Genomic DNA, 23,553 nt, shown 5'->3' with positions numbered 1-23,553 from the left:
CCAGAACCGACGCGCCACAGTCTGCGCCCCACCCTGCCGAGCCGGCCGAACCCCAGCCCGGTCCCGACTCCACGCCCGCGGCCAATGCCGACGCCGCTGCCATGACCATCGAGCGAGGATCCCCCGCCCCCAGCCACCAGCAATTTGTTGATTGGCTGCGCGCGGTCGCGCCCTACATCCACACTTTCCGCGGCAAGACCTTCGTGATCGGCTTCGGCGGCGAACTGGTCAAGGCGGGCTGCCTGGATGCGCTGGTCAACGACGTGGCCCTGCTGCACGCAATGGGCATGCACGTGGTGCTGGTGCACGGCTCGCGCCCGCAGGTGGAAGAACAGCTGGCGCTGCGCCGGGTGGAATCGCAGTTCGACGAAGGCGTGCGCATCACCGACAACGCCGCGCTCGAATGCGCCAAGGAGGCGGCCGGCGAACTGCGCCTGGACATCGAGGCAGCCTTCAGCCGCGGCCTGCCCAACACGCCGATGGCGGGCGCCCAGCTATCGGTGATCTCCGGCAACTTCGTCACCGCGCGCCCGGTCGGCATCGTCAACGGCGTGGATTTCCAGCACACGGGACAGGTACGCAAGGTGGACGCCGAGTCGGTGCGCATGTCGCTGCAGCACGGCAAGGTGGTGCTGCTGTCGCCGCTGGGCTTCTCGCCCACCGGCCAGGCCTTCAACCTGTCGATGGAAGACGTGGCCAGCGCCACCGCCACGGCGCTCAAGGCCGACAAGCTGATCTTCATCACCGAGGTGCCGGGCGTGCCCGACCCGGTCGGCAAGCTGATCCCCGAGCTGTCGCTGCGCACCGCGATCGAGCGGCTGCAGAACAACCACCTGCCGCCGGATGTCGCCGACTACCTGCAGCACCTGGTCAAGGCGCTCAAGGGCGGCGTGCCGCGCGCCCACCTGATTCCGTACTCGCTCGACGGCTCGGTGCTGCTCGAGCTGTTCCTGCACGACGGCGTTGGCACCATGGTCTCCGACACTGACCTGGAGAGCCTGCGCGAAGCCACGCTCGACGACGTCGGCGGCATCGTGCAACTGATCGAGCCGCTGGAGGCCGACGGCACACTGGTGCCGCGCGGCCGCCACCTGATCGAGCGCGACATCGCCAACTTCTCGGTGATCGAGCACGACGGCGTGCTGTTCGGCTGCGCCGCGCTCTATCCGTATCCGCGTGAGGGCATGGCCGAGATGGCCTGCCTGATCGTGTCGCCCGATGCCCAGGGCACCGGCGACGGCGAGCGCATCCTGAAGCGCATCGAGCGGCGCGCGCGCACGCTCGGGCTCGACCGCCTGTTCGTGCTGACGACCCGCACCGAGCACTGGTTCCTGAAACGCGGCTTCGTGCACGCAACCGTTGACGACCTGCCGGAAGACAAGCGCAAGCTGTACAACTGGCAGCGCAAATCCATGGTGCTGATGAAGAAACTGTGAGCGCGGTGGGGGCGTGAGCGCCTGCCCGCCCCCGCTTCGCTACAATAGCGGCACCCACGCACGGCGCGCCGCCCTGCCCGAAGCCAGGCAACGCGGCGCGCCCCGACAATCGCACAGCACGAAATACCAAGGAGTCCCCATGGCCCGCATGGTCCACTGCGTCAAGCTGAACAAGGAAGCCGAAGGCCTCGACTTCCCGCCGCTGCCCGGCGAACTGGGCAAGAAGATCTGGCAGAACGTGTCGAAGGAAGCATGGGCCGGCTGGCTCAAGCACCAGACGATGCTGATCAACGAAAACCGCCTCAACATGGCCGACACGCGTGCCCGCCAGTACCTGCTCAAGCAGACCGAGAAGTACTTCTTCGGTGAAGGCGCCGACCAGGCCGCGGGCTACGTGCCGCCGCAAGGCTGAGCGCACTGCGCCGGTCGCAGGAAAAGAAAAAGGGTGCCCTCGCGGCACCCTTTTTCTTTTCCTGCCCGGCAATGCCCGCCCCTTCCGAGCAGCAAGGCCGCGCCACCCATGGCGAGCCCTGCCGGCCTTTGCTAGGATTCGATCACATCCGGGCGCCCCGCCGCCCCGCAGCCAGCACCTCCGGTTCCAGGCGTCACCTGTGTGCCTGTCCTCCAGGCGACATTCCTTGTGCAACGAAGCAAAAAGAAAACCAAAGGAGAAGACAATGAACGGGAGCAGACTGAGCCGCCTCGGCGGACTCGCGCTGGCTGGCCTGGCGCTGGCCTCGGGCGCAGCCATGGCCCAGAACAGCGGCGGCCTGACGCGCACCATCGTGACGCGCGCGGACAGCTCGGTGCCGGGCCGCGAGAACGTGGTGGCACGCGTAGAGGTGGCGCCCGGTGCCCGTGCGGGGCGACATACGCACCCGGGTGACGAAATCAGCTATGTGACCGAAGGCGAGGCCGAACTGCTGGTGGACGGACAGCCGCCACGCATCATCAAGGCGGGAGAAGCCTTCGTGGTGCCGGCCGGCGTCGTGCACGACGCGCACAATCCCGGCGGTGCGCCGGTGCGCCTGGTCGGCGTCTACGTGGTGGAAAAGGGCAAGCCGCTGGCCAGCCCCGCGCCCTGAGCGGCCGGCACGCGGGCCGGCCGGGCGCGCGCCTCAGAGACTCAGAAGTCCAGGCGCCGCACGCCGTCCTGCGTGCCGAGCAGCAGCACGTCGGCACCCCGCAGCGCGAACAGGCCCACCGTCACCACGCCGGGCAGGTGATTGATGGTTTCTTCGAGGCCCTTGGGGTCGGCGATGCGCAGGCCCACCACGTCAAGAATCACATTGCCGTTGTCGGTCTTGTAGATCCCGCCTTCCTTGTTCATGCGCAGCTTGGGCTGGCCGCCGAGCGCTGCCAGCTTGCGCGCCACCGCGGCACGCGCCATCGGAATCACCTCGACCGGCAGCGGGAAGGCACCCATGACCTCCACCAGCTTGCTGCCATCGGCGATGCAGACGAAGCGCCCGGCCACCGAGGCCACGATCTTCTCGCGCGTCAGCGCGCCGCCGCCGCCCTTGATCATGGCGCCGCTGGCGTCGATCTCATCGGCGCCGTCGACATAGACGGGGATCTCGTCCACCTCATTCAGGTCCAGCACCTTGAAGCCGTGCTGCTGCAGGCGGCGCGTCGACGCCTCGGAGCTCGATACGGCACCTGCGAAGCGATCCTTGAAGCCCGCCACGGCATCGATGAAGAGGTTGGCGGTGGAGCCGGTGCCCACGCCCAGCACCGCGCCCTGCGGTACTTCCTGCTTCACGTAGTCAGCGGCGGCCTGTGCGACCAGCGCCTTGAGTTCGTCCTGAGTCATGACAAAGCCAGTGGATGCATTGGATGGAAACCCCGTAGTGTAGCGGATCATGGCGACCGGTCCTGGGACATCGGCGGCGCGGGTACAATGAATGCGTGGCGCGCCGCCGCACGCGCGCCGTTTCGCTTTCGACCCTCTCGACCCTCGAGACCTCTACCGGCCCGCGTCCGGGCCGCAATGGACCGACCATGAACCAGCTCGCGCAACTGAAGCAGTTCACCACGGTGGTGGCCGATACCGGCGACTTCCAGCTGATGAAGCAGTACACCCCGCAGGATGCCACCACCAATCCTTCGCTGATCCTCAAGGCTGTGCAGAAGGCCGAGTACCAGCCCCTGCTGGAGCAGGCCGTGCGCGACCATGCCGGGGCCGGCACCGATGCGGTGATGGACGCGCTGCTGATCGCCTTCGGCTGCGAGATCCTCGCCATCGTCCCGGGAAGAGTCTCCACCGAAGTCGACGCGCGCCTGTCCTTCGACACCGCTGCCACGGTGGCCAAGGCGCGCCACCTGATCGCGCTGTACGAGCAGCGCGGCGTGGCGCGCGAGCGCGTGCTGATCAAGATCGCCTCCACCTGGGAAGGCATCCGCGCCGCCGCCGAATTGCAGCGCGAAGGCATCCGCTGCAATATGACGCTGCTGTTCTCCCTGGCCCAGGCGGTTGCGTGCGCCGAGGCCGGCGCGCAGCTGATCTCGCCCTTCGTGGGCCGCATCCTCGACTGGCACAAGAAGCAGGCCGGCGACAAATGGGATGCCGCCGCCAACGCAGGCGACAACGATCCCGGCGTGCGCTCGGTACGGCAGATCTACGAGTACTACAAGAAGTTCGGCTACACCACCGAGGTGATGGGCGCCAGCTTCCGCAGCGCGGGGCAGATCCTGTCGCTGGCCGGCTGTGACCTGCTGACGATCAGCCCGGAACTGCTCGAACAGCTCGCCTCGAGCGAGGGTGCGGTCGAGCGCAAGCTGTCGGTCGAGCAGGCGCAGGCGGGCAATATCGCAAGAGTCGCCAGCGGCGAGGCGGCCTTCCGCTGGCAGCTCAACGAGGACGCCATGGCCACCGAGAAGCTGGCCGAGGGCATCCGCCAGTTCGCCGCCGACGCGGTCAAGCTGGAAGCGCTGATCACCGCCTGAATGCCCACCTGAACGCCCGCCTGAACGCCACCTGAGCCCTGGCCGGGCGCCATCCCCCGCGGGACCGGCGCCCGGGCGCTTGACGCCTGCGCCCGCAAGCTCTAGCATCGAGCCTTGCCTTCCCCTTAAGTCCGAGGACGAAGGCCTTCGAGGAACCATCCCCTTCATGAACCCGCGCACCAGCCTGCCGCACGTTGCCAGCTCCGCCTTCCAGGTGGACGGGCTGCCGCGCGCTGCGTTCGCCGGCGTCGTTTCACCTGTCGTATCGCCTCCGCACGGCGTGGTCGCAGTGGTCAGCCCACCGGCCGTCGCCATCGTGCTCGGCTGACCCGCTCAGCCCTTCCCTGCCCCAGCTTCACCTGACATTCCGGTCGCGCTGACCGGAGCGCAGTGCCGCGCCTTGCGCGTGGCTGGGGCCTGTTGTTGCCTCGACAGGTACAAACCATGCAATCCAATGGAAATCCCTGGACCGCCTACGGTCCGACCACCCTCTTCGTACTGCTCTGGGGGAGCGGCGCGATCTTCTCCCGCTGGGGCCTGGACCATGCCAGCCCCTTCGTCCTGCTGTCGCTGCGCTTCGCGCTGGCCGGCGGCGCCCTCCTCGCCCTCGGCCTGCTGCGTGGACAGTGCCTGCCCGCGCCGGGCACACGGCTGCGCGTGGCCTTGATCGGCCTGCCGGTGATCGGCGGCTATACCGCCTGCTATTTCCTGGCGCTCGAGCACGGCATCACGCCGGGCGTGCTGGCCACCGTCTGTGGCGCCCAGCCCATCCTGACGCTGGCCTGGCTGGAACCCGGCGCCCATCCGCGCAGGCTGCTGGGACTGGCGCTGGCGCTCGGCGGCCTGGCACTGGTGGTGAGCCAGGGCATCGCCGCGGCACACTTCTCCGCCAGCGGCATGGTGTTCGCACTGGGCGCGCTGGCCTGCATGACGGCCGGCGCCATCCTGCAGAAGAGCGTGACGCAGCCGCCCGCGGTCGTATTGCCGCTGCAGTATGGCGTCAGCCTCGTGCTGTGCCTGGCGCTGCTGCCGGCCCAGCCTGTCGTGCTCGATCTTTCGCTCGGTCTGCTGGTGCCGCTGCTGTGGCTCGGCCTGTTGATCTCGGTCGCGGCCCAGCTGCTGCTCTACCGGATGATCCGCGGCGGCAACCTGGTCAACGTCACCAGCTTGTTCTACCTGGTGCCCGGCGTCACCGCGGCAATGGACTTCGTCTTTCTCGGCAACCGGATGTCACCGTCGAGCCTGGCAGGCATGGCCATCATCCTGGGCGGGCTCTACCTGGTGATGCGCACGCCGGCGACGGCCGTGCGCTGAGCTCTTCTAGTACAACCGGCTGATGCATCCGGTGCCGGGCGGCGAGCGTCAGGTGCCATCAGGTGCCGTCAGGCGCCGCCGTCCGCCACCAGCCGCGGCAGGCAGGCGCCTGCCGGCGCGCGCAATACCAGATCGGCGGTTTCGTCCAGCGCGGAGGGCTGGGGATTGATCACGATCACGCGCGCGCCGTGATCCTTGGCGATGCCCGGCAGCCCCGCCGCCGGGTAGACCAGGCCGGAGGTCCCTACCACCAGGCACAGGTCGCAGCTCTGCGCCGCATGCTCGGCGCGGTAGCGCGCCACACGCGGCAGATCCTCGCCGAACCACACCACGCCTGGCCGCAGCATGGCACCACAGCTGGCGCAGCGCGGCGGCTCGCCCGGGACCGCGGTGGCGATGTCGCAGCGGCCGCAGCCATCCAGCCATTTGTCGGCGAACAGATTGCCGTGCAGCTCCACCACGTCCGTGCTGCCGGCCCGCTGATGCAGGCCGTCCACGTTCTGTGTGACCAGCGTTAGCGTCTTGCGGCCCGCCAGCGCGGCCAGCGCCAGGTGCGCCGGATTGGGCTGCGCGGCGACGACCATCTCGCGGCGAAACTGGTACCACTTCCAGGCCATGGCGGGGTGGCGGCGATACGCCGCGGCGCTGGCCAGCTCTTCCGGGTCGTAACGCGCCCACAGGCCGGTCAAGGCGTCGCGGAATGTCGGCACGCCGGACTCGGCAGACACGCCGGCGCCGGTCAGCACGAAGATATCGTTGGCTGCGGCGATCCAGTCGCGCGCGTCCTGCAACTGCTGCGGGTCCAGGTCCTCCTGCGCTTCGCTCATCGAAGTTCCTGGCTACGGTTGCGCATCCGCGCGGCTGGTGCCGCTGCCGTTCCGCCTCGGACAGGCAGACGCTGCTGGCGAACGAGCCGTTCAGGCCTGCCACGCCCGAACTCAGGCTGGGCCATGGCTTCCGACTTTTCCAGGTCGCTGCCGTCCGGTGTTCTTTTCACTCTCGCAGGACAATGACAGGACAATGACATGTCAATCTTCATCAAAAATTCGGACAAGTCAGGCAAAGCGCCGTGACAGGTAAAAATCCGCCGCAAAGGGTTCCCGTCACAAACGAGAACGTTGCCCACCATGGCGGCACAGGAAATGGCAAGGTCCTCTGGAACGGTGGGGGACTGCGCAGAACATCCTACTAGCCGCGCGGCCCAACAGACCACGTTGGGCCCGATTCTAGCCCCTTCTCCGGACGAGTTCGCGCCGATCCTCCTCGGCGGCAAGCTTGAGGCTCAACGCATCGATTGGTCATGCAACATTGCTGTTCCCGCTCCGTCTGCTGACACGCTCAGGGGCCGTCCCATCTACTCAGGCCGCCTAGGTTTGGTATCGCACAGAAGTTGCCAATTGGCGCGACCAGGATCTACATTGCGAAGTGGAGTATCCAAGCGCGCCAGTCGGGGGGACGCGAGTCCGACTTGCATGTACCAACCAACAACAAGAAGGTGCATCCATGGATTCCCTTATCGGATTCGCCGCGCGCTGCCATGCCTTGGCGAGCCGCGCCGCCGCCTCTATTGGTGTCGGCCTTCTCTGCGCAACGCTACTGGCCCCCGCTTTTGCCGATGGCAAGACCACAGCCTCCTACAGTTATTTCGTAACCGGAACACAATATTTCACGGCCCCATATCCCGCGCTGCCCACACCTCAGCCCAACCCAGTGCAGCCTCTGGTGCTCATGGGGGGCGGGCCGGATGTTGACGAGGCATACCGGTGGATGATCCAACAGGCGGGCATCTGCAAACTTGACCCCAGTGGTAGCGGTGCCTGCATTCCCACGGGCAAAGGTGGGCGATTCGTTGTGATCCGCACCACTGGCACCGATGCATACGATCCCTACCTGTACTACAGCGACAAGCACAATTCCACCAACATTCCCGCAGTGGACGGATTTGTCGGTGGCGCTTACCTCGGACTGACCTCAGCGGAAACACTCATCATTACCAGCCGGGACGCTGCCAACGACCCATTTGTGAATCAGGTGGTCAAGACCGCAAACGCCTTGTGGATTGCCGGCGGCGATCAGAGTACGTACATCAATCTCTGGAAGGGCACGGCACTCGAAAAGACAATTGCCGGGCTTATCAGCCGCAATATTCCCGTTGGCGGGACCAGTGCGGGGGTCAATGTCCTGGGTCAGTTCGTCTTCTCGGCCCTGAATGGAACGGTCACGTCAACGCAGGCGCTGAGCAACCCCTACAACCAGTACATGACGTTCGACCCGACCCCGCTTTCCGGTAGCAGCTTCTTGAGTATTCCGGTGTTGGCCAACACCTTTGTTGACCCCCACCTGGACTCGCGTGATCGCATGGGGCGATTGGTCACGTTCGTGGCGCGGACCATCGCCCCCGGAAGCAATTCGGGGTGCCCGGGCGGCATCCTGGCAACGCCGCAGAGCGCGAGGGGCATCGGCATCGATGTCGAGACCGCGTTGGAGATTGCGATCGACCCCACTCGCGGCAATCATTATGTGGCCCATCGGGTGACCAACATTTCGACCACCTCAAGCAGCGCGGTCCATTTCCTGAGGCCGCTGAGTCCGCCAGGCACCTGCGCGGCGGGAACACCATTGACGATGCATGGCGTCTTTGTCGAAAAACTCGCCGACTCGACGACTGCCTTCGACATCACCGATTGGTGGAATGGCGGTATCAACACCAATCTCTACCATTACATGGTGAACGAAGATACGGGTGTTCAGACCCCGGCCCCGATTCCGTATTGAGATCTTCGCGGCGTGGCATTGATCATTGCCGGGCGATTTGAGTCCGTTGGCGGCCTGCCCATCCGGTGTCGCCTATTCAAGCTGCTTGCTGGACGACAGAGAGCAATGCCCCTTGCCAGTGGCGCCGAGGGGCGCCAAGGCCAGGGTCTGGGGTTTCAACGGATGACGCTGCTGAGCAATAGTGCCGACAAGGGGCAAGGAAGGGCATCGCCCCTTGCAGACCGGGCAAATCTCGCAGGTCAATCACAGCACCCTGCGATGATGAAGGGCCCCGAAAGCGCAGTCGCGGCGTTCGCCCAGGCTCTTGATCTATTGAACGCTCAGCTGGCGCGCCGCTGGCGCACCGCCTCATACAGGCAGACGCCACTGGCGACCGAGACGTTCAGGCTTTCCACGCCGCCCGCCATCGGAATGCCGACCAGCTCATCGCAGGTGTCGCGCGTGAGCCGGCGCATGCCTTCGCCCTCCGCGCCCATCACCAGCGCCATCGGCCCCTTCAGGTCGACGTCGTAGAGCGTCTTGTCGGCGCCGTCGGCGGTGCCGACCACCCAGATGCCGCGCTCCTGCAGCTCGCGCAGCGTGCGCGCCAGGTTGGTCACGGTGATATAGGGGACGGTCTCCGCGGCACCGCTGGCGACCTTGGCCACCGTGGCGTTGAGGCCCACGCTGCGGTCCTTGGGCGCGATCACGGCGTGGGCGCCGGCGCCGTCCGCCACGCGCAGGCAGGCGCCGAGGTTATGCGGGTCGGTGACGCCGTCGAGCACCAGCAGCAGCGGCGGGCCTTCGATGGCATCGAGCAGTTCGTCGATGGTCAGCGCCAGCGACGCCTCTTCGGCGCGCGCCACCACGCCCTGGTGACGGTCGGTGCCGGCCATGCCGCGCAGGCGCTCCGCATCCACCGGATGCAAGCGCACTCCCAGCCCTTCGGCCAGGCGGATGAAGTCCTGCATGCGGCGGTCGCGGCGCGACGCCTCGACGTAGACATCGCTGACGCCGGCCGCGTTCTGGCGCAGCCGGGCGGTGACGGCGTGAAAGCCGATCAGAAGTTTGAGTTTAGCCATGGCGCGATTGTACCCGCCCGGCGAGAAGGCGGACGCGCGCCCGCCCGCTGCAGCCGGCCCGCGCCACAGCGGGATGGCGCCCCAAGCGGGCGGCCGGCGCATTGCGGCCACCTTTCCGCCCTGCCGCCCCTTCCGCGCTTAGCGCTTGCGCGCGGCGCGGCTGCTCTTGCCGGCCGGCTTGGCGCGGGGCTTGGCACCCTTGCGTGGCGCAGCCAGATGCTGCGGCTTGGGCTTGGCGGCATGCTTGGCCGGCTTGCCCCCCGGCACCCGCGCCTTGATCGGGGTGATCACCGCCTCGAACACCGGCTGCTCCTCGATCACGCGGTCCAGCGTCTCGTCGAAAGACTCTTCCGGCTTCGAGGTGCCGCCCAGCAGGGCCGCAAGCTGCTTGCCCTTCTTGCGCGCCGGCAGGGCATGCGCCGCCGGCACGTGGGGAGCCGCCTCCGGCGCGGCAGCACGGCCGCCGCGCAGCGCCTTGGCCGAGGGCTCCTGCACCAGGCCGAAGTCGATCTTGCGCGCATCGAGGTCGACGCGCAGCACCTGCACGCGCACGCGGTCGGTCAGGCGGTAGCGGATGCCAGTGCGCTCGCCGCGCAACTCGTTGCGCGCCTCGTCGTACTGGAAGTAGTCGCTGCCCAGCTCGCTGACATGCACCAGCCCTTCCACGTAGAGTTCGTCGAGCTGCACGAAGATACCGAAGGACGTGACTGCGCTGATGGTCCCGGCAAACTCGTTGCCGAGCTTGTCGCGCATGAAGTAGCACTTGAGCCAGGCCTCGACGTCGCGCGAAGCCTCGTCCGCGCGCCGTTCGTTGGCCGAGCAGTGCAGGCCCAGCTCGTCCCAGATCGCCTCGTTGCGGCGCGCGCGCGCGGCCACCAGCTCCGCCTTCTGCTCCGCGTCCTTGGCCTGCATGCGCCGCGCCTTGGATGCAACCGCCGTATTGAGCTCGATGCCCTGGGCAAAGGCCGGCTGGTACTTGGTGTGCGCCAGCACCGCCTTGATGGAGCGGTGCACCAGCAGGTCCGGATAGCGTCGGATCGGGCTGGTGAAGTGGGTATAGGCGGGATAGGACAGGCCGAAGTGGCCGATATTGTCCGGGCTGTACACCGCCTGCTGCATGGAGCGCAGCAGCATGGTCTGCAGCATCGGCGCATCGGGCCGCGACTTGATCTTGTCCATCACCTCGGCGTAGTCCGAGGCCTGCGGCTTGTCGCCGCCCCCCAGGCTCAGGCCGGCGGTCTTCAGGAATTCGCGCAGCAGCTTGAGCTTTTCCTCGCTCGGACCCGCGTGGATGCGGTACAGCGCCGGGTGCCCGAAGCGCTCGAGGAAGTCGGCCGCGCACACGTTGGCGGCCAGCATGCACTCCTCGATCAGGCGGTGCGCGTCGTTGCGGGTGCGCGGCAGGATCTGCTCGATCTTGCCCTGCGCATTGCAGACGATATAGGTCTCGGTGGTGTCGAAATCGATGGCACCACGCTCGCGGCGAGCCTTGAGCAGCACCTGGAACAGCTCATAGAGGTTCTGCAGGTAAGGCACCAGTTCGGCGCGCTTGTGGGCTTCGGGCCCCTTGGTGTTCGAAAGCACGGCCCAGACCTCGTTGTAGGTCAGGCGCGCAGCCGAATGCATCACCGCCGGATAGAACTGGTAGGCCTTGACTTCGCCTTTGGCGGTGATCACCGCATCGCACACCATGCACAGGCGATCCACCTGCGGGTTCAGCGAGCACAGTCCATTGGACAGCTTCTCGGGCAGCATGGGGATCACGCGGCGCGGGAAGTAGACCGAGGTGGCACGGTCCAGCGCATCGGTGTCGAGCGGCGTGCCGGGACGCACATAGTGCGACACGTCGGCGATCGCCACGATCAGCCGCCAGCCCTTGCTGCGGCCGATCTTGACGGGCTCGCAGTAGACAGCGTCGTCGAAGTCGCGGGCATCCTCGCCGTCGATGGTCACCAGCGGCACGTCGCGCAGGTCGATGCGGTGATGCAGGTCGGTGGGCTGCACCTCGTCGGGCAACGCTGCGGCCTCCGCCGCCGCCGCGGCCGAGAAGGCATGCGGCACCCCGTACTTGCGCACGGCGATCTCGATTTCCATGCCCGGATCATCAATGTCGCCCAGCACCTCGACCACGCGGCCCACCGGCTGCACGTAGCGGTCCGGGTACTCGACGATCTCCACGCTGACCACCTGCCCCACCTTGGCCTTGCCCTGTGCATTGGGCGGAATCAGGATGTCCTGGCTGATGCGCTTGTCCTCGGGTGCCACCACCAGCACGCCGCCTTCATTGAGCAGCCGGCCGATGACACGCCGGTTGGCACGCTCGAGGATCTCGACGATCTGGCCCTCGGGGCGGCCGCGCCGGTCATAGCCGACCACGCGTATCTGCGCGCGGTCGTTGTGCATGGCCTTCTGCAGTTCGCGCTCGGGCAGGAAGATATCGTCGTCGCCGTCGTCGCGGATGAGGAAGCCGAAGCCGTCGCGATGACCCTGCACGCGCCCGGTGACGAAGTTCGGCTGATGGGCCAGCTCGTAGCGGCCCTTGCGGTTCAATTCGATCTGCCCGTCGCGCTCCATGGCGGCAAGGCGCTTCTGGAAGCCGTCATGCTCCTTGCGCGTGACGGCGAGGGACTTGGCGATATCGCCCGCCGACAGCGGCGAGCCCGACGTCCTCAGCACACCAAGGATTTCTTCCCGACTCGGGATCGGATAGTTGTTCTGATTCAATTTCTTCAACAAATTATTTGACAAACGTCTCGCGGTCTCTATAATGAGCGCTTCGGTTGTTTCGACACCTGCCCAGGTGGCGGAATTGGTAGACGCACTAGGTTCAGGTCCTAGCGGTGGCAACACTGTGGAGGTTCGAGTCCTCTCCTGGGCACCAGATCACCGGGAAACCCGCAGCGCTTTCGAGCCCTGCGGGTTTTTTGTTTTCCACGTTGTTGTTTCCCGGACCCGGCAAATTCCACTCCCTGTTCGCTTCTCTTGAAACGCGGCACGGCCGCGGGCGCTAGCGCCGGATCCCGCTTGACGGGGCCCTCCGGCATGCCGGCTACCGCCGGGATAATCGCACCGTGGTCCAGTGTATCAGTTTCAGTGCCGCTTCCGGCATCCTTCCGATAGAAAGGCCCCATCCTGTTGGAAGTTCCACCCACTCTGCTCCACCTTTGCGCACATTCGCAAGCCGGCGCTGCAGCCGGGCGAAACGCTATCGCGCCTTGACACCCGCGTCCATCTGTAACTATGATGGTTTCACATTGACATCCCGCCATGACCACCAGCAGCCGCTTCGCCGTCGCCGTGCACATCCTGACCTTGCTTGCGCAAGCCCGGGAGCCGCTGCCCTCCTCGCTGATCGCCGGCAGCGTCGGCACCAACCCCGCCTTGATCCGCCGCCTGATCGGACGCCTGGCTGAGGCGGGCATGGTGAGCACGGCGATGGGCAGCAGCGGCGGCGCCGCGCTGGCCCGCCCTGCCACCGACATCACGCTGCTCGAGGTGTTCCGTGCGGTCGAGTCGACCGCGCTCATCGCCCTGCACCACAGCGCGCCGAACCCCGCCTGCATGGTGGGACGGGAAATCACCGGCGCCTTGAAGCTGGTGGCCACGCGCGCCCAGGACGCGATGGACGATGCGCTTGCCGGCATCACGATCGCGGGCATGCTGGAGGAAGTCGAGCAGGCCGCACAGCGCCGCAAGCGCTGAATTTTTTTACCCCGATATGTAACCACGATAATTACATATTGGACCGCCCGCACGATGCGGGCCTTGACTAAGCTCTCATCAACCCTGCAGACAAGGAGAAGCAGATGAAGATCGCCATCATCGGAGCCACGGGCCGCGTAGGCACGCGCCTGATCGACGAGGCCCTGCGCCGCGGCCACGCCGTCACCGCAATTTCGCGCAAGGCAAGCAGCCTGGCGCCGCGCCCCGGCCTGAGCACCCGCGACGTGGATGTCGCCGACGGCGCCGCGCTGGCCGCCGCCCTGGCCGGGCATGAGGTCGCGATCAGCACGGTGCGCTTCCTCGACGCCAAGCCGGAACAGATCGTCACCCCGGTCAAGCAGGCCGGCGTGCCGCGCCTGCTGGTAGTGGGCGGCGCGGGCAGCCTCTATGTGGCGCCGGGCAAGCAGTTGGTCGATACGCCGGCATTTCCGGAAATCTACAAGGCCGAGGCACTCGCGGGCCGGGACTTCCTGAACGCGCTGTGCTCGGAACAGGCCCTGGACTGGACCTTCCTGTCGCCCTCGGCACTGTTCGAGCCGGGCGCACGCACCGGCAGTTACCGCAGCGGCGAAGACACGCTGCTGGCCGACGCCAATGGCAAGAGCTGGATCTCGATGGAAGACTACGCCATCGCCATGCTCGACGAGATCGAGAAGCCGGCGCACTCTCGCCTGCGCTTCACGGTCGGCTACTGACACCCGGCCGTGGCGGCCGGGCAAGGCACGAAACGCAAGAAGCTCCGCAGCTAGAAGCACCGCAGCCGGCGAGCGCCGGCTGCAGACAGCAGAGAGGGTGAGAGACTCAGCCCTGCGCCGCCTCGCCGCCGTGCCGGCCGCGCTTGAGCCATGCGCCCAGGTTGTGCGGGCGCAGCGTGTCGTACTCTTCGAAGGGCTGGTGGATCCAGGGGTTGGTCGCCAGGTAGGTGACGTGGTAGTCCGGCGCCACCTTCGAGCAGGCCTTGTACCACAGCACTGCCGAGCGCACCTCGGTGACCGCGGGATAGCGCTCCTTCAGGTGCCGGCCCACGCGCTCGAGCGTGACTCCGGAATCGACCAGGTCGTCGACCAGCAGGATCCTGCCCGTCAGTTCGCCGCGGGTCATCGTGATGTACTGCGCAATATCGAGCTCGCCCTGCTGCGTGCCGGCCGCCTCGCGGTAGCTGCTGGTGGCCAGGATGGCCAGCGGCACGTCGAAGATGCGCGACATCTGGTCGCCCACGCGCAGACCGCCACGCGCCAGGCACAGGATCTTGTCAAACTTCCAGCCGGACTCGTGCACGTTCAACGCGAGCCGCGCCACCAGGCGGTGGTACTCGTCCCAGGATACCCACAGGTTCTCGTCGTCGTTGATCGGCAGGTTCATGATTGGCTCTTCTCTTTCACTCTTGCGCGCTCGCGCGCTTGTCTTGCTGAAGCCTCCGGTGCGGAGGCGGATACGTTTCGGCCCGCTTGCGCGGGCCGTGTGCTGATTTCCGACGCGCCGCCGGTGGGCGGCGCGCGAAGGCGTCAAACCAGGTAGGGATGACGCAGCAGGATGGTCTCGTCGCGGTCCGGGCCGGTCGAGATCATGTCGATCGGGATGCCGACCACTTCCTCGATGCGCTTCAGGTAGACGCGCGCCGCCTCGGGCAGCGCATCCCAGCTCTTCACGCCGAAGGTGGACTCGTTCCAGCCCGCGAATTCCTCATAGACCGGGACGCAGCGCGCCACCGCGTCGGAGCCGCGCGGCAGGATATCCACGGTCTTGCCGTCCAGCGTGTAGCCCACGCACAGCTTGATGGTTTCCAGGCCATCGAGCACGTCGAGCTTGGTCATGCACAGGCCCGACACGCCGTTGATCTGGACCGAGCGCTTGAGCGCGGCGGCATCCAGCCAGCCGGTGCGGCGCGGACGGCCGGTGACCGAGCCGAATTCCTTGCCCACGTTGGCCAGGCGCACGCCGACCGGATCCTGGCGGGCAGGATTGTCGTTGTCGTACAGCTCGCTCGGGAACGGACCCGAGCCCACGCGCGTGCAATAGGCCTTGGTGATGCCCAGGATGTAGTTCAGGCGGCCCGGTCCCACGCCGGCGCCCGCTGCGGCGGCACCCGCCACGCAGTTGCTGGAGGTGACGAAGGGATAGGTGCCGTGGTCGACGTCGAGCAGCGTGCCCTGCGCGCCCTCGAACATCAGGTTGCCGCCGGCGGTGTTGACCGCGTACAGCTCGGCCGACACGTCCGCCACCATCGGAGCCAGGCGCGGCGCGTAGGCCAGCGCCTCATCCAGCGTCTGCTGGAAGTCCACCGCCTCGGCACCCAGATACTGGGTCAGCACGAAGTTGTGGAAATCGAGGTTCTCGCGCAGCCGCTCGGCGAACTGCTCGGGATCGAACAGATCCTGCACGCGCAGGGCGCGGCGTGCCACCTTGTCTTCATAGGCCGGGCCGATGCCGCGGCCGGTGGTGCCGATCTTGCTCGCGCCGCGGCGCGCCTCGCGCGCCTTGTCGATGGCAACGTGGTAAGGCAGGATCAGGGTGGTCGCCTCTGACACGCGCAGGCGGTTCTGCACCTGCAGGCCGGCAGACTCCAGCTCCTCGATCTCGCGGAACAGCGCTTCGGGCGAGAGCACCACGCCGTTGCCGATGTAGCAGATCGTGCCATCACGCATGATGCCGGAGGGGATCAGGCGCAGGATGGTCTTCTTGCCGCCGATGATCAGGGTGTGGCCAGCGTTATGGCCGCCCTGGAACCGGACCACGCCCTTCGCATGGTCGGTAAGCCAATCGACGATTTTCCCCTTGCCTTCATCACCCCACTGGGTTCCGATCACGACGACATTGCGTCCCTGGCTTACTGCAGAAGCGGACATGTTGATTTGGTCAGAAGGTTAAAAACGCATTCTACTCTCATTGCGCGGCACTCCCCCTTTTTTGAGGGACATGCGGACCGCCCCCGGCGCGCGCCGGGGGACCGGTCGGCGCAAGATTTCAGCGCGGGACGACTTTCCAGGCGGCGTCCTGGCGCACCAGTTGCCGGTCACAGTTGAACTCGTCGAGTTCCTTGGTATGGCCGGGCAGCGACTGGATGACGATTTCACCACCCGCACGGAGTGCCGCGATCGCCGCGCGCAACCCGGGATCGGCATCCCAGGGGGCGAAGATGGCCAGCGCGCGCACCTCGACAGGCGACAGCGACGCCACCTCGCGCAGGTCGAGCGAGAAGCCGGTGGCCGGGCGGGCGCGCCCGAAGGCCTCGCCCACCTTGTCGTAGCGGCCGCCGCGCGCCACGTAGTTGGGCAGGCCGGCAACATAGGCCGTGAACATCACGCCGCTGTGGTAGTGATAGCCACGCAGGTCGGCCAGGTCGACGTTGACGCTGGCATCGCGCACCTCGCTGGCGAGGAAGGCCAGTTCGTCCAGCGCGCGGCGGATCATGGGGCTGGCCGGCAGCACCTCGCGCGCGCGGTCCAGCACTTCGATGCCGCCGTACAGCGTGGGCAGCGCCAGCAGCGCGTCGCGCTCGGCCTCGGGCATGCCGGCGGTGATCTCGCGCAATGCCGGCACGTCCTTGGTCTCGAGGGCGGCGAACAGTGCGGTCTCGATCTTGCGGGTGGACGGCAGGCCCTCGAGCAGTGCCTCCAGGATGCCGGCGTGGCAAAGGTCGAGGCGGATGCCAGACAGGCCGGCAGCCTGCAGCGCGGCCAGCATCAGTTCCTGGATCTCGACGTCGGCCTCGAGGCCGGCGTGGCCGTAGATCTCTGCGCCGACCTGGATCGGTTCGCGCGTGGCATGGAAGCCCGCCGGCCGCGCGTGCAGCACGTTGCCCGCGTAGCACAGGCGCGTGACGCCCGGCCGGTTCAGCAGGTGGGCGTCGATGCGCGCGACCTGCGGCGTGATGTCGGCACGCAGCCCCAGGGTGCGGCCCGACAGCTGGTCGACCATCTTCAGCGTACGCAGGTCCAGATCGTGGCCGGTGCCCGTGAGCAGCGATTCCAGGTACTCCAGCATCGGCGGCATGACCAGCTCGTAGCCGTAGGTGCGGAACAGGTCCAGCATGCGGCGGCGCAGTTCTTCGATCTTGCGCGCCTCCGACGGCAGCACGTCGGCAATGTTTTCAGGCAGCAGCCATTGGTCGGACATGGTGAATCTCTTCTTGGTCAATCTGGTGTAACGGTTGCGGCCGGCCCGCACGGCCCGCCGGAAATCGATGCGGCCATCAGCACCGCTCGGCGCCGCTCAGCGCCTCAGCAGGATAATGCACAGCAGGCCGGCCGCCATGGCGACGAGCCCGAACACCCGCAATTGTGCATCAGGCAGCTGGGCCAGGCGATGCACGGCCTGGCGCCACAGCGCCGGCGCCGCGAAGGGCAGCAAGCCCTCCAAGACCAGCAGCAAGGCCAGGGCCAGCCACAGTGTGTCGCTCATCGGCGTGTTCCCGGATGCATTTCCCGCCGGCCACGCACGCCACCGCCATCCGGACAAAACCCCGGCCGAGCCGGGGTTTCGCCTGATGCCTTAGGGTCGGGCCGGACGTCGTGCCTAGCGGCGTCCCGCCCCTGCCGCCTGCGTGCCGCCGCTCGAGCGCATGTACTTGAAGAACTCGGAATCCGGTTCCAGCACCATCAGGTCACGCTTGTCGCGGAAGGTGTTGCGGTAGGCCTCCATGCTGCGCCAGAACTGCGCGAACTGCGGATCGCGGCCGAAGGCGTCTGCATAGATCTGGGAGGCGCGCGCGTCGCCCTCGCCCTTGACCTTCTGCGCGTCGCGGTAGGCCTCGGCCAGCAGCACCTCACGCTGGCGATCGGCATCGGCGCGGATCTTCTCGCCCTCGGCCGCGCCGGTGGAGCGCAACTCATTGGCCACGCGCTTGCGCTCGGCCTCCATACGTCGATAGACCGACTCGCTGATCGCGGGCAGCAGGTCCACGCGCTTGAGGCGCACGTCCAGGATTTCGACGCCGACCGACTGCGCGTACTCTGCCATGCCGGCACGGATGTTCTGCATGACCTTCTCGCGCTCGCCCGCCACCACGTCGGCGACGGTGCGCTTACCGAATTCCTCGCGCGCGACCGAGTCGATGCGCTGGGTCATGCGGTCCTGGGCGCCACGGACGTTGCCGCCAAAGGCCACATAGAACTTGCGCGGATCGGTGATGCGCCATTTGACGAACCAGTCCACCACCATGCTCTTCTTCTCGGCGGTCAGGAAACGCTCGTTGGCGGCCACGTCGATGGTCTGCAGGCGGCGGTCCATGAACACCACGTTCTGGAACGGCGGCGGCAGCTTGAAGTGCAGGCCGGGCTCGCGGATCACCTGCTTGATCTCGCCGAAGGCGAACACCACGGCGTACTGGCGCTGGTCCACGACGAAGACCATGGACGAACCCACGGCCAGCAACAGCAGCAGGCCGATCACGATGGAAATGAGTCGATTCATGTCTGGCCTCCTCAGCGCGAATCGCGCTCGCGGTTACGCAGGGCGTCGCGCGAACGGCTGTCGCCGGACATGTCGGGTGCGGAGGCCGCGCCCGGATTCATTCCCGATGCGGGGGGCTGCTGCGCCTGGGGGGAAGACGACGGCGTGCGGCCATCCCCTTGCGCCTGCGCCAGCAGCTTGTCCAGCGGGAGGTAGAGCAGGTTGCCGCCCTGGCGGGAGTCCACCAGGACCTTGGTCGAATTGCTGTAGATCTGCTGCATGGTTTCCAGGTAGATGCGATCGCGCGTGACCTGCGGCGCCTTCGCGTATTCGGTCTGCACCTGGCGGAAGCGCGATGCATCGCCCTCTGCCTGGGCGACCACACGCGCCTTGTAGGCTTCGGATTCCTCGGCGAGCCGCGCCGCCGTGCCCTTGGCGCGCGGGATCACGTCATTGGCATAGGCCTGCCCTTCGCTGATGGCACGCTCGCGGTCCTGGCTGGCCTTGTTGACGTCATCGAAGGCGGCCTGCACCTGTTCGGGCGGCTGCACGCTCTGCACGTTGACCGAAATCACGCGGATGCCGGTCCTGTAGGCGCTCAGGATGCCCTGGATGGACTTGGCCAGCGATTGCGCGATCTCCTCGCGGTTCTCGTACAGCGCGGCGTCCATCTTGTTGCGGCCGATGATCTCGCGCACCGAGGTCTCTGCCGCCTGGGTCACCAGCTCTTCATCGCCGCCACGGTCCGTCTTGTTGAAGAAGAGGAAGTCCTGCGCGTTGTCGATGTCGTACTGGACCGTGAAGCGGACGTCGATGATGTTCTCGTCCTGCGTCAGCATAGACGAGTCCTTCAGGTTCGAGTCCTTGATGGAAGTGGAACGGCCCACCTCGACCGAGCGCACGGCCGACAGATTGACGATCTCCGCGGACTGGATCGGCCAGGGCAGCCGCCAGTTAATGCCGGGCCCGGTGGTGTACTTGAACTTGCCGAACTGCAGGATGACGGCGGTCTGCCCTTCCTGGACCATGAAGAAGCCGCTCGCCAGCCAGATGCCGAGCACGGCCACGATGGCCACGCCGACGCCCACACCCGAGCCCTGGCCGGAGGAACGCGGTGCGCCGCCGAAGCCCTGGTTGCCGCCGCCATTTTCCTTGCGGCCGAGCAGGCCGTTCAGCCGGCGGTTGAAGTCGCGCCAGAGCTCGTCGAGGTCGGGCGGGCCGTCCGGACGCTGGTTCTGCTGGCGGTGATCGTCGCGGCCGTCCTTCTCGCGTCCCTCATCGTCCTGACCATTGCGGCCCCAGCGTGGATCGTTCAGCGAGAAGATGGCGCGCAGCCGCAGCCATGCCTCGCGCAACGGGGCCGCGCCGCCGGAGAGGCGGTGCGATGCGGAATTCCGGGAGAACTGGGGCATGAAGTGCACGGGTCCGGGAAGTTTGTAACAGGGGGATTCTAGCAGTCATCCACGCCACATTTGGCGAATTCAGCCAAACTGCCGGCGAATGGCGGCTAACGGACCGTGTTCGGGCCGGGGCCAGCGCCCTCGTCACCCTCATCGGCCTCGAACCAGTCCGCCTCGTCAGAGCCGTCCTCCATGGACGTGATGTCGGCCAGGTGCGCCAGGCGCGGATCGATCGGCTCGGGCTCGGCAGGCCGCTCCGCCAGCCAGTGCGCCACCTCCACAAGGGCACCGCGCAGCGTGTCCAGGCCGATGCCGTCGCGCGCGCTGACGAACACGCGCACCGGCACGCCGTCCTCGTTGCGCTCCACCAGCGGGCCCTGGTCGGCCAGCTCGGGCGCGGCATCGATCTTGTTCATGACCACGATCTGCGGGATGCCGGCGGCGTCGATTTCCGCGAGCACGCGGTTGACCTGTTCGACCTGCTCATGCCGCACCGAGCTCGACGCATCGACCACGTGTAGCAGCAGGTCGGCATGCACGGTTTCGTCCAGCGTGGCGCGGAAGGCCGCCACCAGCTGGGTGGGCAGGTCGCGGATGAAACCCACGGTGTCGGACAGCACCACGTTCCCCAGCCCCTCCAGGTAAAGCCGGCGCGAAGTGGTGTCGAGCGTGGCGAACAGCTGGTCCGCGGCGTAGGCGCGCGCCTTGGTCAGCGCGTTGAACAGGGTCGACTTACCGGCGTTGGTATAGCCGACCAGCGAGATGCTCAGGGTGTCGTTGCGCACGCGCGCGCGCCGGCGCATGCTGTGCTGGCGCTGCAGCCGCGCCAGGTCCGCCTTGAGCCGCTTGGCGCGGTCGTCCAGCATGCGGCGGTCCAGTTCGAGCTGGCGCTCGCCGGGGCCGCCTCGCATGCCGATACCACCCTTCTGCCGCTCCAGGTGGCTCCATGCCCGCACCAGGCGCGACGCCTGGTACTGGACCTGGGCCAACTCCACCTGCACCTTGCCCACATGGCTCTGCGCGCGCTGCGCGAAGATGTCCAGGATCAGGCCGGTGCGGTCGATCACGTATCGCTGCAGGAAGCGCTCCAGGTTACGCTGCTGGGCCGGGCTCAGGGCGTGGTTGAACACCACCACGTCAGCATCGAGCGCTTCGACGGCCTCCTTCAGTTCCTCGGCCTTGCCCGAGCCGATGAAGAGCGACGGATCCGGACGCGAGCGCTTGCCGGTCAGCGTGTGCACTGGCACCGACCCTGCCGTCGAGGTCAGCAAGGCGAGTTCGCCGAGGCTTTCCTGAAAGTCGTGCTTGCCGAAGTCGACACCGACCAGGACAGCGCGCATGGGCGCGGAATTAGAAGTTTCTCTGGGTTGCAAGCGGGATGGGCGACGGGCGCCGGGGGGAGAATGGGTTGGAATAGCCGGGAAGGCGCGGGCCCCCGCGACATGGGGCGGACAGCCTCGCAAGGGCGGAACCGGGCCACGGCCGCCGAGTCGGCGCACCGGATAGGGCAAAACCAAGAACGGCGCCGCCGCCCTCGCAGGACAGCGGCACCGATCCGATAATCAGTGGCGGCCGCGCGAGCGCACGGCCGACGATAGCGTACGCCCTGAGATCAGGCTTCGGCGGAATCATCAACGCGGAAATTGACCGCGCGCGCCGGAACAACGGTGGAGATCGCATGCTTGTAGACCATCTGCGTCACCGTGTTGCGCAACAAGACGACGTACTGGTCGAAGGACTCGATATTGCCCTGCAGCTTGATGCCATTGACGAGGTAGATGGAAACCGGCACGTGCTCCTTGCGCAGCGCGTTCAGGAACGGGTCTTGTAGCAGTTGCCCTTTGTTACTCATGGCACACTCCAAATTTATAGGTTTAGTGATAATCAATGGGGACGCAAGTCCCCGATTTCAAGTCAATCGGCGCAAAGACGCGCCAGAAAAAAAACAAAACGGTACCAAGCCGGTTTCGACAGGCGGGCGGCCCCGCTTACGTGAATTTAGCCGCAGTTCCAAACGAACGCAAACGAAACTTGCCGGGGCAAACGCCTCCCTTGCCGGCTCACTCCTTCGATTCCGCAAACGGATTTTTGTTCGTGCGAAATTCGATGCGCAGCGGGGTGCCCTTGAGGTTGAAGGCTGCACGGAAGCGGTTCTCGAGGTAGCGGCGGTAGGTTTCCGGCACCCCCGACAGCGAGTTCCCGTGCACCACGACGATGGGTGGGTTGGAACCACCCTGGTGCGCGTAGCGCAGCTTTGGCCGGGTCGCACCGACACGGCGCGGCTGCTGGAATTGCACGGCTTCCTCCAGCACGCGCGTGAGCCGCGGTGTGGGCAACTTGATCATGGCCGCGGCGTAGGCTTCGTCCACCGAACGCATCAGTGCGCCGATGCCGGTGCGCTCGCGCGCCGAGATGAAGTGGAAGTTGGCAAAGTCCAGGAACTGCAGCTTGCGCTGCAGATCGTGCTTGATCCGGTCGCGGGCGTGACCGTCCATGCCGTCCCATTTGTTGACCCCGACCACCAGCGCCCTGCCCGACTCCACGATGAAGCCGGCGATATGGGCATCCTGCTCGGAGACATCCTGCTGGGCATCGAGCAGCAGCACCACGACGTTGGCATCGTCGATCGACTGCAAGGTCTTGACCACCGAGAATTTCTCGATGGCCTCGAACACCTTGCCGCGCTTGCGCAGGCCGGCCGTGTCGATGAGGGTGTACGGCTTGCCGCCACGCTCGAATTCCACGTAGATGGCATCGCGCGTCGTGCCCGGCATGTCGAAGGCGATCACCCGGTCTTCGCCGATCAGTGTGTTGACCAGCGTGGACTTGCCTACGTTCGGCCGCCCGACGATGGCGATCTTGGTGCCGCGCGTGCCGGCGTCATCCGTTTCGGCCAGCTCGGGGCGCTCCTGCACCGCGAGTTCCAGCGCCTCGTCGACCAGTTCGCGCACGCCGTCGCCATGCGTCGCCGAGATGGCATAGGGGTCGCCCATGCCCAGCTCGTAGAAGTCCGCCGCCACCGACGTGTACTTCATGCCCTCGGCCTTGTTGACGGCTAGCATCACGCGCCGGCCCGTCTTGCGCAGGTAGTCGGCGATGACGCGGTCCTGCGGCGCCATGCCCAGGCGGCCGTCGACGATGAAGATCACGACATCGGCCTCGACCACGGCCTGGCGGGTCTGCTTGGCCATCTCCGCCATGATGCCGTCCTTGGCCACCGGCTCGAAGCCACCGGTGTCGATGACGATGAAGGGCCGCTCGCCGATGCGCCCCTCGCCGTAGTGGCGGTCGCGCGTCAGGCCTGGCAGGTCGGCGACGAGGGCGTCGCGCGAGCGGGTCATGCGATTGAATAGCGTCGACTTACCCACATTGGGGCGGCCGACGAGTGCGATAACTGGTTTCATGCAAAAAATGGAAGCGGGGGCCGGCACATGCCGCCCCCCCGATCTCCGGAGTCATATTGGTCCGACGCCCGGCAGCGCAAAGGCGCGGCCGGCCGCTTGTCCT

Annotated in this window: 22 protein-coding genes and 1 tRNA gene; 10 read left to right on the top strand and 13 right to left on the bottom strand. The window is 66.7% G+C overall.

Translation table 11 applies throughout. The annotated features are described in order from the left end of the window. Window positions 1–101: 101 nt before the first annotated feature. The 3 genes from argA (at window position 102) to AC1Z3O_RS05100 (ending at window position 2,521) form a co-directional block, all read left to right on the top strand. Entirely contained in the window at window positions 102–1,436 is a 1,335-nt protein-coding gene (argA, locus tag AC1Z3O_RS05110) for an amino-acid N-acetyltransferase (protein WP_483517522.1), read from the top strand. A 139-nt stretch (window positions 1,437–1,575) separates the two neighbouring features. Further along, window positions 1,576–1,848 (top strand): oxidative damage protection protein, encoded by a 273-nt coding sequence (locus AC1Z3O_RS05105; RefSeq protein WP_174109191.1) that lies wholly within the window; start codon window positions 1,576–1,578, stop codon window positions 1,846–1,848. A gap of 265 nt (window positions 1,849–2,113) precedes the next feature. After that, entirely contained in the window at window positions 2,114–2,521 is a 408-nt protein-coding gene (locus tag AC1Z3O_RS05100; protein WP_483514040.1) for a cupin domain-containing protein, read from the top strand. A gap of 41 nt (window positions 2,522–2,562) precedes the next feature. On the opposite strand, the gene rpiA is transcribed toward AC1Z3O_RS05100, so the two are convergent. Next, a complete protein-coding gene (gene rpiA / locus AC1Z3O_RS05095) occupies window positions 2,563–3,249 on the bottom strand; it encodes a ribose-5-phosphate isomerase RpiA (protein WP_483514038.1) in 687 nt (228 codons plus the stop codon). Between the two features lie 188 nt (window positions 3,250–3,437). Here rpiA and tal point away from each other — a divergent pair, with 188 nt between their 5' ends. From tal to AC1Z3O_RS05080, 3 genes are all read left to right on the top strand, one after another. Further along, the gene (tal, locus tag AC1Z3O_RS05090; RefSeq protein WP_483514037.1) at window positions 3,438–4,382 is read left to right on the top strand and encodes a transaldolase; all 945 of its coding nucleotides are present in this window, start codon (window positions 3,438–3,440) and stop codon (window positions 4,380–4,382) included. 166 nt (window positions 4,383–4,548) lie between these two features. Continuing rightward, window positions 4,549–4,710, top strand: coding sequence for a hypothetical protein (locus AC1Z3O_RS05085; RefSeq protein ID WP_483514035.1), 162 nt, complete (start codon window positions 4,549–4,551; stop codon window positions 4,708–4,710). Window positions 4,711–4,826: 116 nt separating this feature from the next. Then, window positions 4,827–5,696 carry a DMT family transporter gene (locus AC1Z3O_RS05080; protein ID WP_483514034.1) on the top strand — a complete coding sequence of 290 codons (870 nt, stop codon included), beginning with the start codon at window positions 4,827–4,829 and terminating at the stop codon, window positions 5,694–5,696. A 68-nt stretch (window positions 5,697–5,764) separates the two neighbouring features. Here the strand turns inward: AC1Z3O_RS05080 and AC1Z3O_RS05075 are convergent, their stop codons facing one another. Further along, window positions 5,765–6,523, bottom strand: a complete 759-nt coding sequence (locus AC1Z3O_RS05075; RefSeq protein WP_483514032.1) for an SIR2 family NAD-dependent protein deacylase — start codon at window positions 6,521–6,523, stop codon at window positions 5,765–5,767. 676 nt (window positions 6,524–7,199) lie between these two features. On the opposite strand from AC1Z3O_RS05075, the gene AC1Z3O_RS05070 reads away from it, so the two are divergent. After that, on the top strand, window positions 7,200–8,471 hold the full coding sequence (locus tag AC1Z3O_RS05070) for a cyanophycinase (RefSeq protein WP_483514030.1): 1,272 nt from the start codon (window positions 7,200–7,202) through the stop codon (window positions 8,469–8,471). 320 nt (window positions 8,472–8,791) lie between these two features. Here the strand turns inward: AC1Z3O_RS05070 and rlmB are convergent, their stop codons facing one another. Both rlmB and rnr read right to left on the bottom strand, forming a co-directional pair. Beyond that, entirely contained in the window at window positions 8,792–9,532 is a 741-nt protein-coding gene (gene rlmB, locus AC1Z3O_RS05065; protein ID WP_483514029.1) for a 23S rRNA (guanosine(2251)-2'-O)-methyltransferase RlmB, read from the bottom strand. A gap of 138 nt (window positions 9,533–9,670) precedes the next feature. Next, window positions 9,671–12,256 (bottom strand): ribonuclease R, encoded by a 2,586-nt coding sequence (gene rnr / locus AC1Z3O_RS05060; protein ID WP_483517521.1) that lies wholly within the window; start codon window positions 12,254–12,256, stop codon window positions 9,671–9,673. Between the two features lie 70 nt (window positions 12,257–12,326). Between rnr and AC1Z3O_RS05055 the strand changes: the two genes are divergently transcribed. From AC1Z3O_RS05055 to AC1Z3O_RS05045, 3 genes are all read left to right on the top strand, one after another. After that, window positions 12,327–12,413: transfer RNA gene (locus AC1Z3O_RS05055), tRNA-Leu, on the top strand. 386 nt (window positions 12,414–12,799) lie between these two features. After that, on the top strand, window positions 12,800–13,234 hold the full coding sequence (locus AC1Z3O_RS05050; RefSeq protein ID WP_483514027.1) for an Rrf2 family transcriptional regulator: 435 nt from the start codon (window positions 12,800–12,802) through the stop codon (window positions 13,232–13,234). Between the two features lie 104 nt (window positions 13,235–13,338). Next, on the top strand, window positions 13,339–13,950 hold the full coding sequence (locus AC1Z3O_RS05045) for an NAD(P)-dependent oxidoreductase (protein ID WP_483514025.1): 612 nt from the start codon (window positions 13,339–13,341) through the stop codon (window positions 13,948–13,950). A gap of 106 nt (window positions 13,951–14,056) precedes the next feature. Here AC1Z3O_RS05045 and AC1Z3O_RS05040 read toward each other — a convergent pair whose 3' ends face one another. The 9 genes from AC1Z3O_RS05040 to der form a co-directional block, all read right to left on the bottom strand. Beyond that, window positions 14,057–14,617: a phosphoribosyltransferase gene (locus AC1Z3O_RS05040; protein ID WP_483514023.1), complete on the bottom strand. Its 561-nt coding sequence runs from the start codon at window positions 14,615–14,617 to the stop codon at window positions 14,057–14,059. Between the two features lie 143 nt (window positions 14,618–14,760). Continuing rightward, window positions 14,761–16,101 (bottom strand): adenylosuccinate synthase, encoded by a 1,341-nt coding sequence (locus tag AC1Z3O_RS05035; protein ID WP_483514021.1) that lies wholly within the window; start codon window positions 16,099–16,101, stop codon window positions 14,761–14,763. 118 nt (window positions 16,102–16,219) lie between these two features. Continuing rightward, window positions 16,220–17,371: an ATP phosphoribosyltransferase regulatory subunit gene (locus tag AC1Z3O_RS05030; protein WP_483514020.1), complete on the bottom strand. Its 1,152-nt coding sequence runs from the start codon at window positions 17,369–17,371 to the stop codon at window positions 16,220–16,222. A 96-nt stretch (window positions 17,372–17,467) separates the two neighbouring features. Continuing rightward, window positions 17,468–17,656 carry a DUF2065 domain-containing protein gene (locus AC1Z3O_RS05025; RefSeq protein ID WP_483514018.1) on the bottom strand — a complete coding sequence of 63 codons (189 nt, stop codon included), beginning with the start codon at window positions 17,654–17,656 and terminating at the stop codon, window positions 17,468–17,470. 114 nt (window positions 17,657–17,770) lie between these two features. Beyond that, entirely contained in the window at window positions 17,771–18,667 is an 897-nt protein-coding gene (gene hflC, locus AC1Z3O_RS05020) for a protease modulator HflC (RefSeq protein WP_483514017.1), read from the bottom strand. Between the two features lie 11 nt (window positions 18,668–18,678). Beyond that, window positions 18,679–20,058 carry an FtsH protease activity modulator HflK gene (hflK, locus tag AC1Z3O_RS05015; protein WP_483514015.1) on the bottom strand — a complete coding sequence of 460 codons (1,380 nt, stop codon included), beginning with the start codon at window positions 20,056–20,058 and terminating at the stop codon, window positions 18,679–18,681. A gap of 95 nt (window positions 20,059–20,153) precedes the next feature. Beyond that, window positions 20,154–21,419, bottom strand: a complete 1,266-nt coding sequence (gene hflX / locus AC1Z3O_RS05010; RefSeq protein WP_483514014.1) for a GTPase HflX — start codon at window positions 21,417–21,419, stop codon at window positions 20,154–20,156. A gap of 239 nt (window positions 21,420–21,658) precedes the next feature. Further along, complete coding sequence (hfq, locus tag AC1Z3O_RS05005; RefSeq protein WP_012353158.1) at window positions 21,659–21,898, bottom strand: RNA chaperone Hfq; 240 nt, start codon at window positions 21,896–21,898, stop codon at window positions 21,659–21,661. Between the two features lie 208 nt (window positions 21,899–22,106). Then, entirely contained in the window at window positions 22,107–23,450 is a 1,344-nt protein-coding gene (der, locus tag AC1Z3O_RS05000; protein ID WP_483514012.1) for a ribosome biogenesis GTPase Der, read from the bottom strand. Between the last annotated feature and the right edge of the window lie 103 nt (window positions 23,451–23,553).

Source organism: Cupriavidus sp. 09_S30 (genome assembly GCF_056930435.1).
This window is presented reverse-complemented; position numbering and strand designations above follow the sequence as displayed.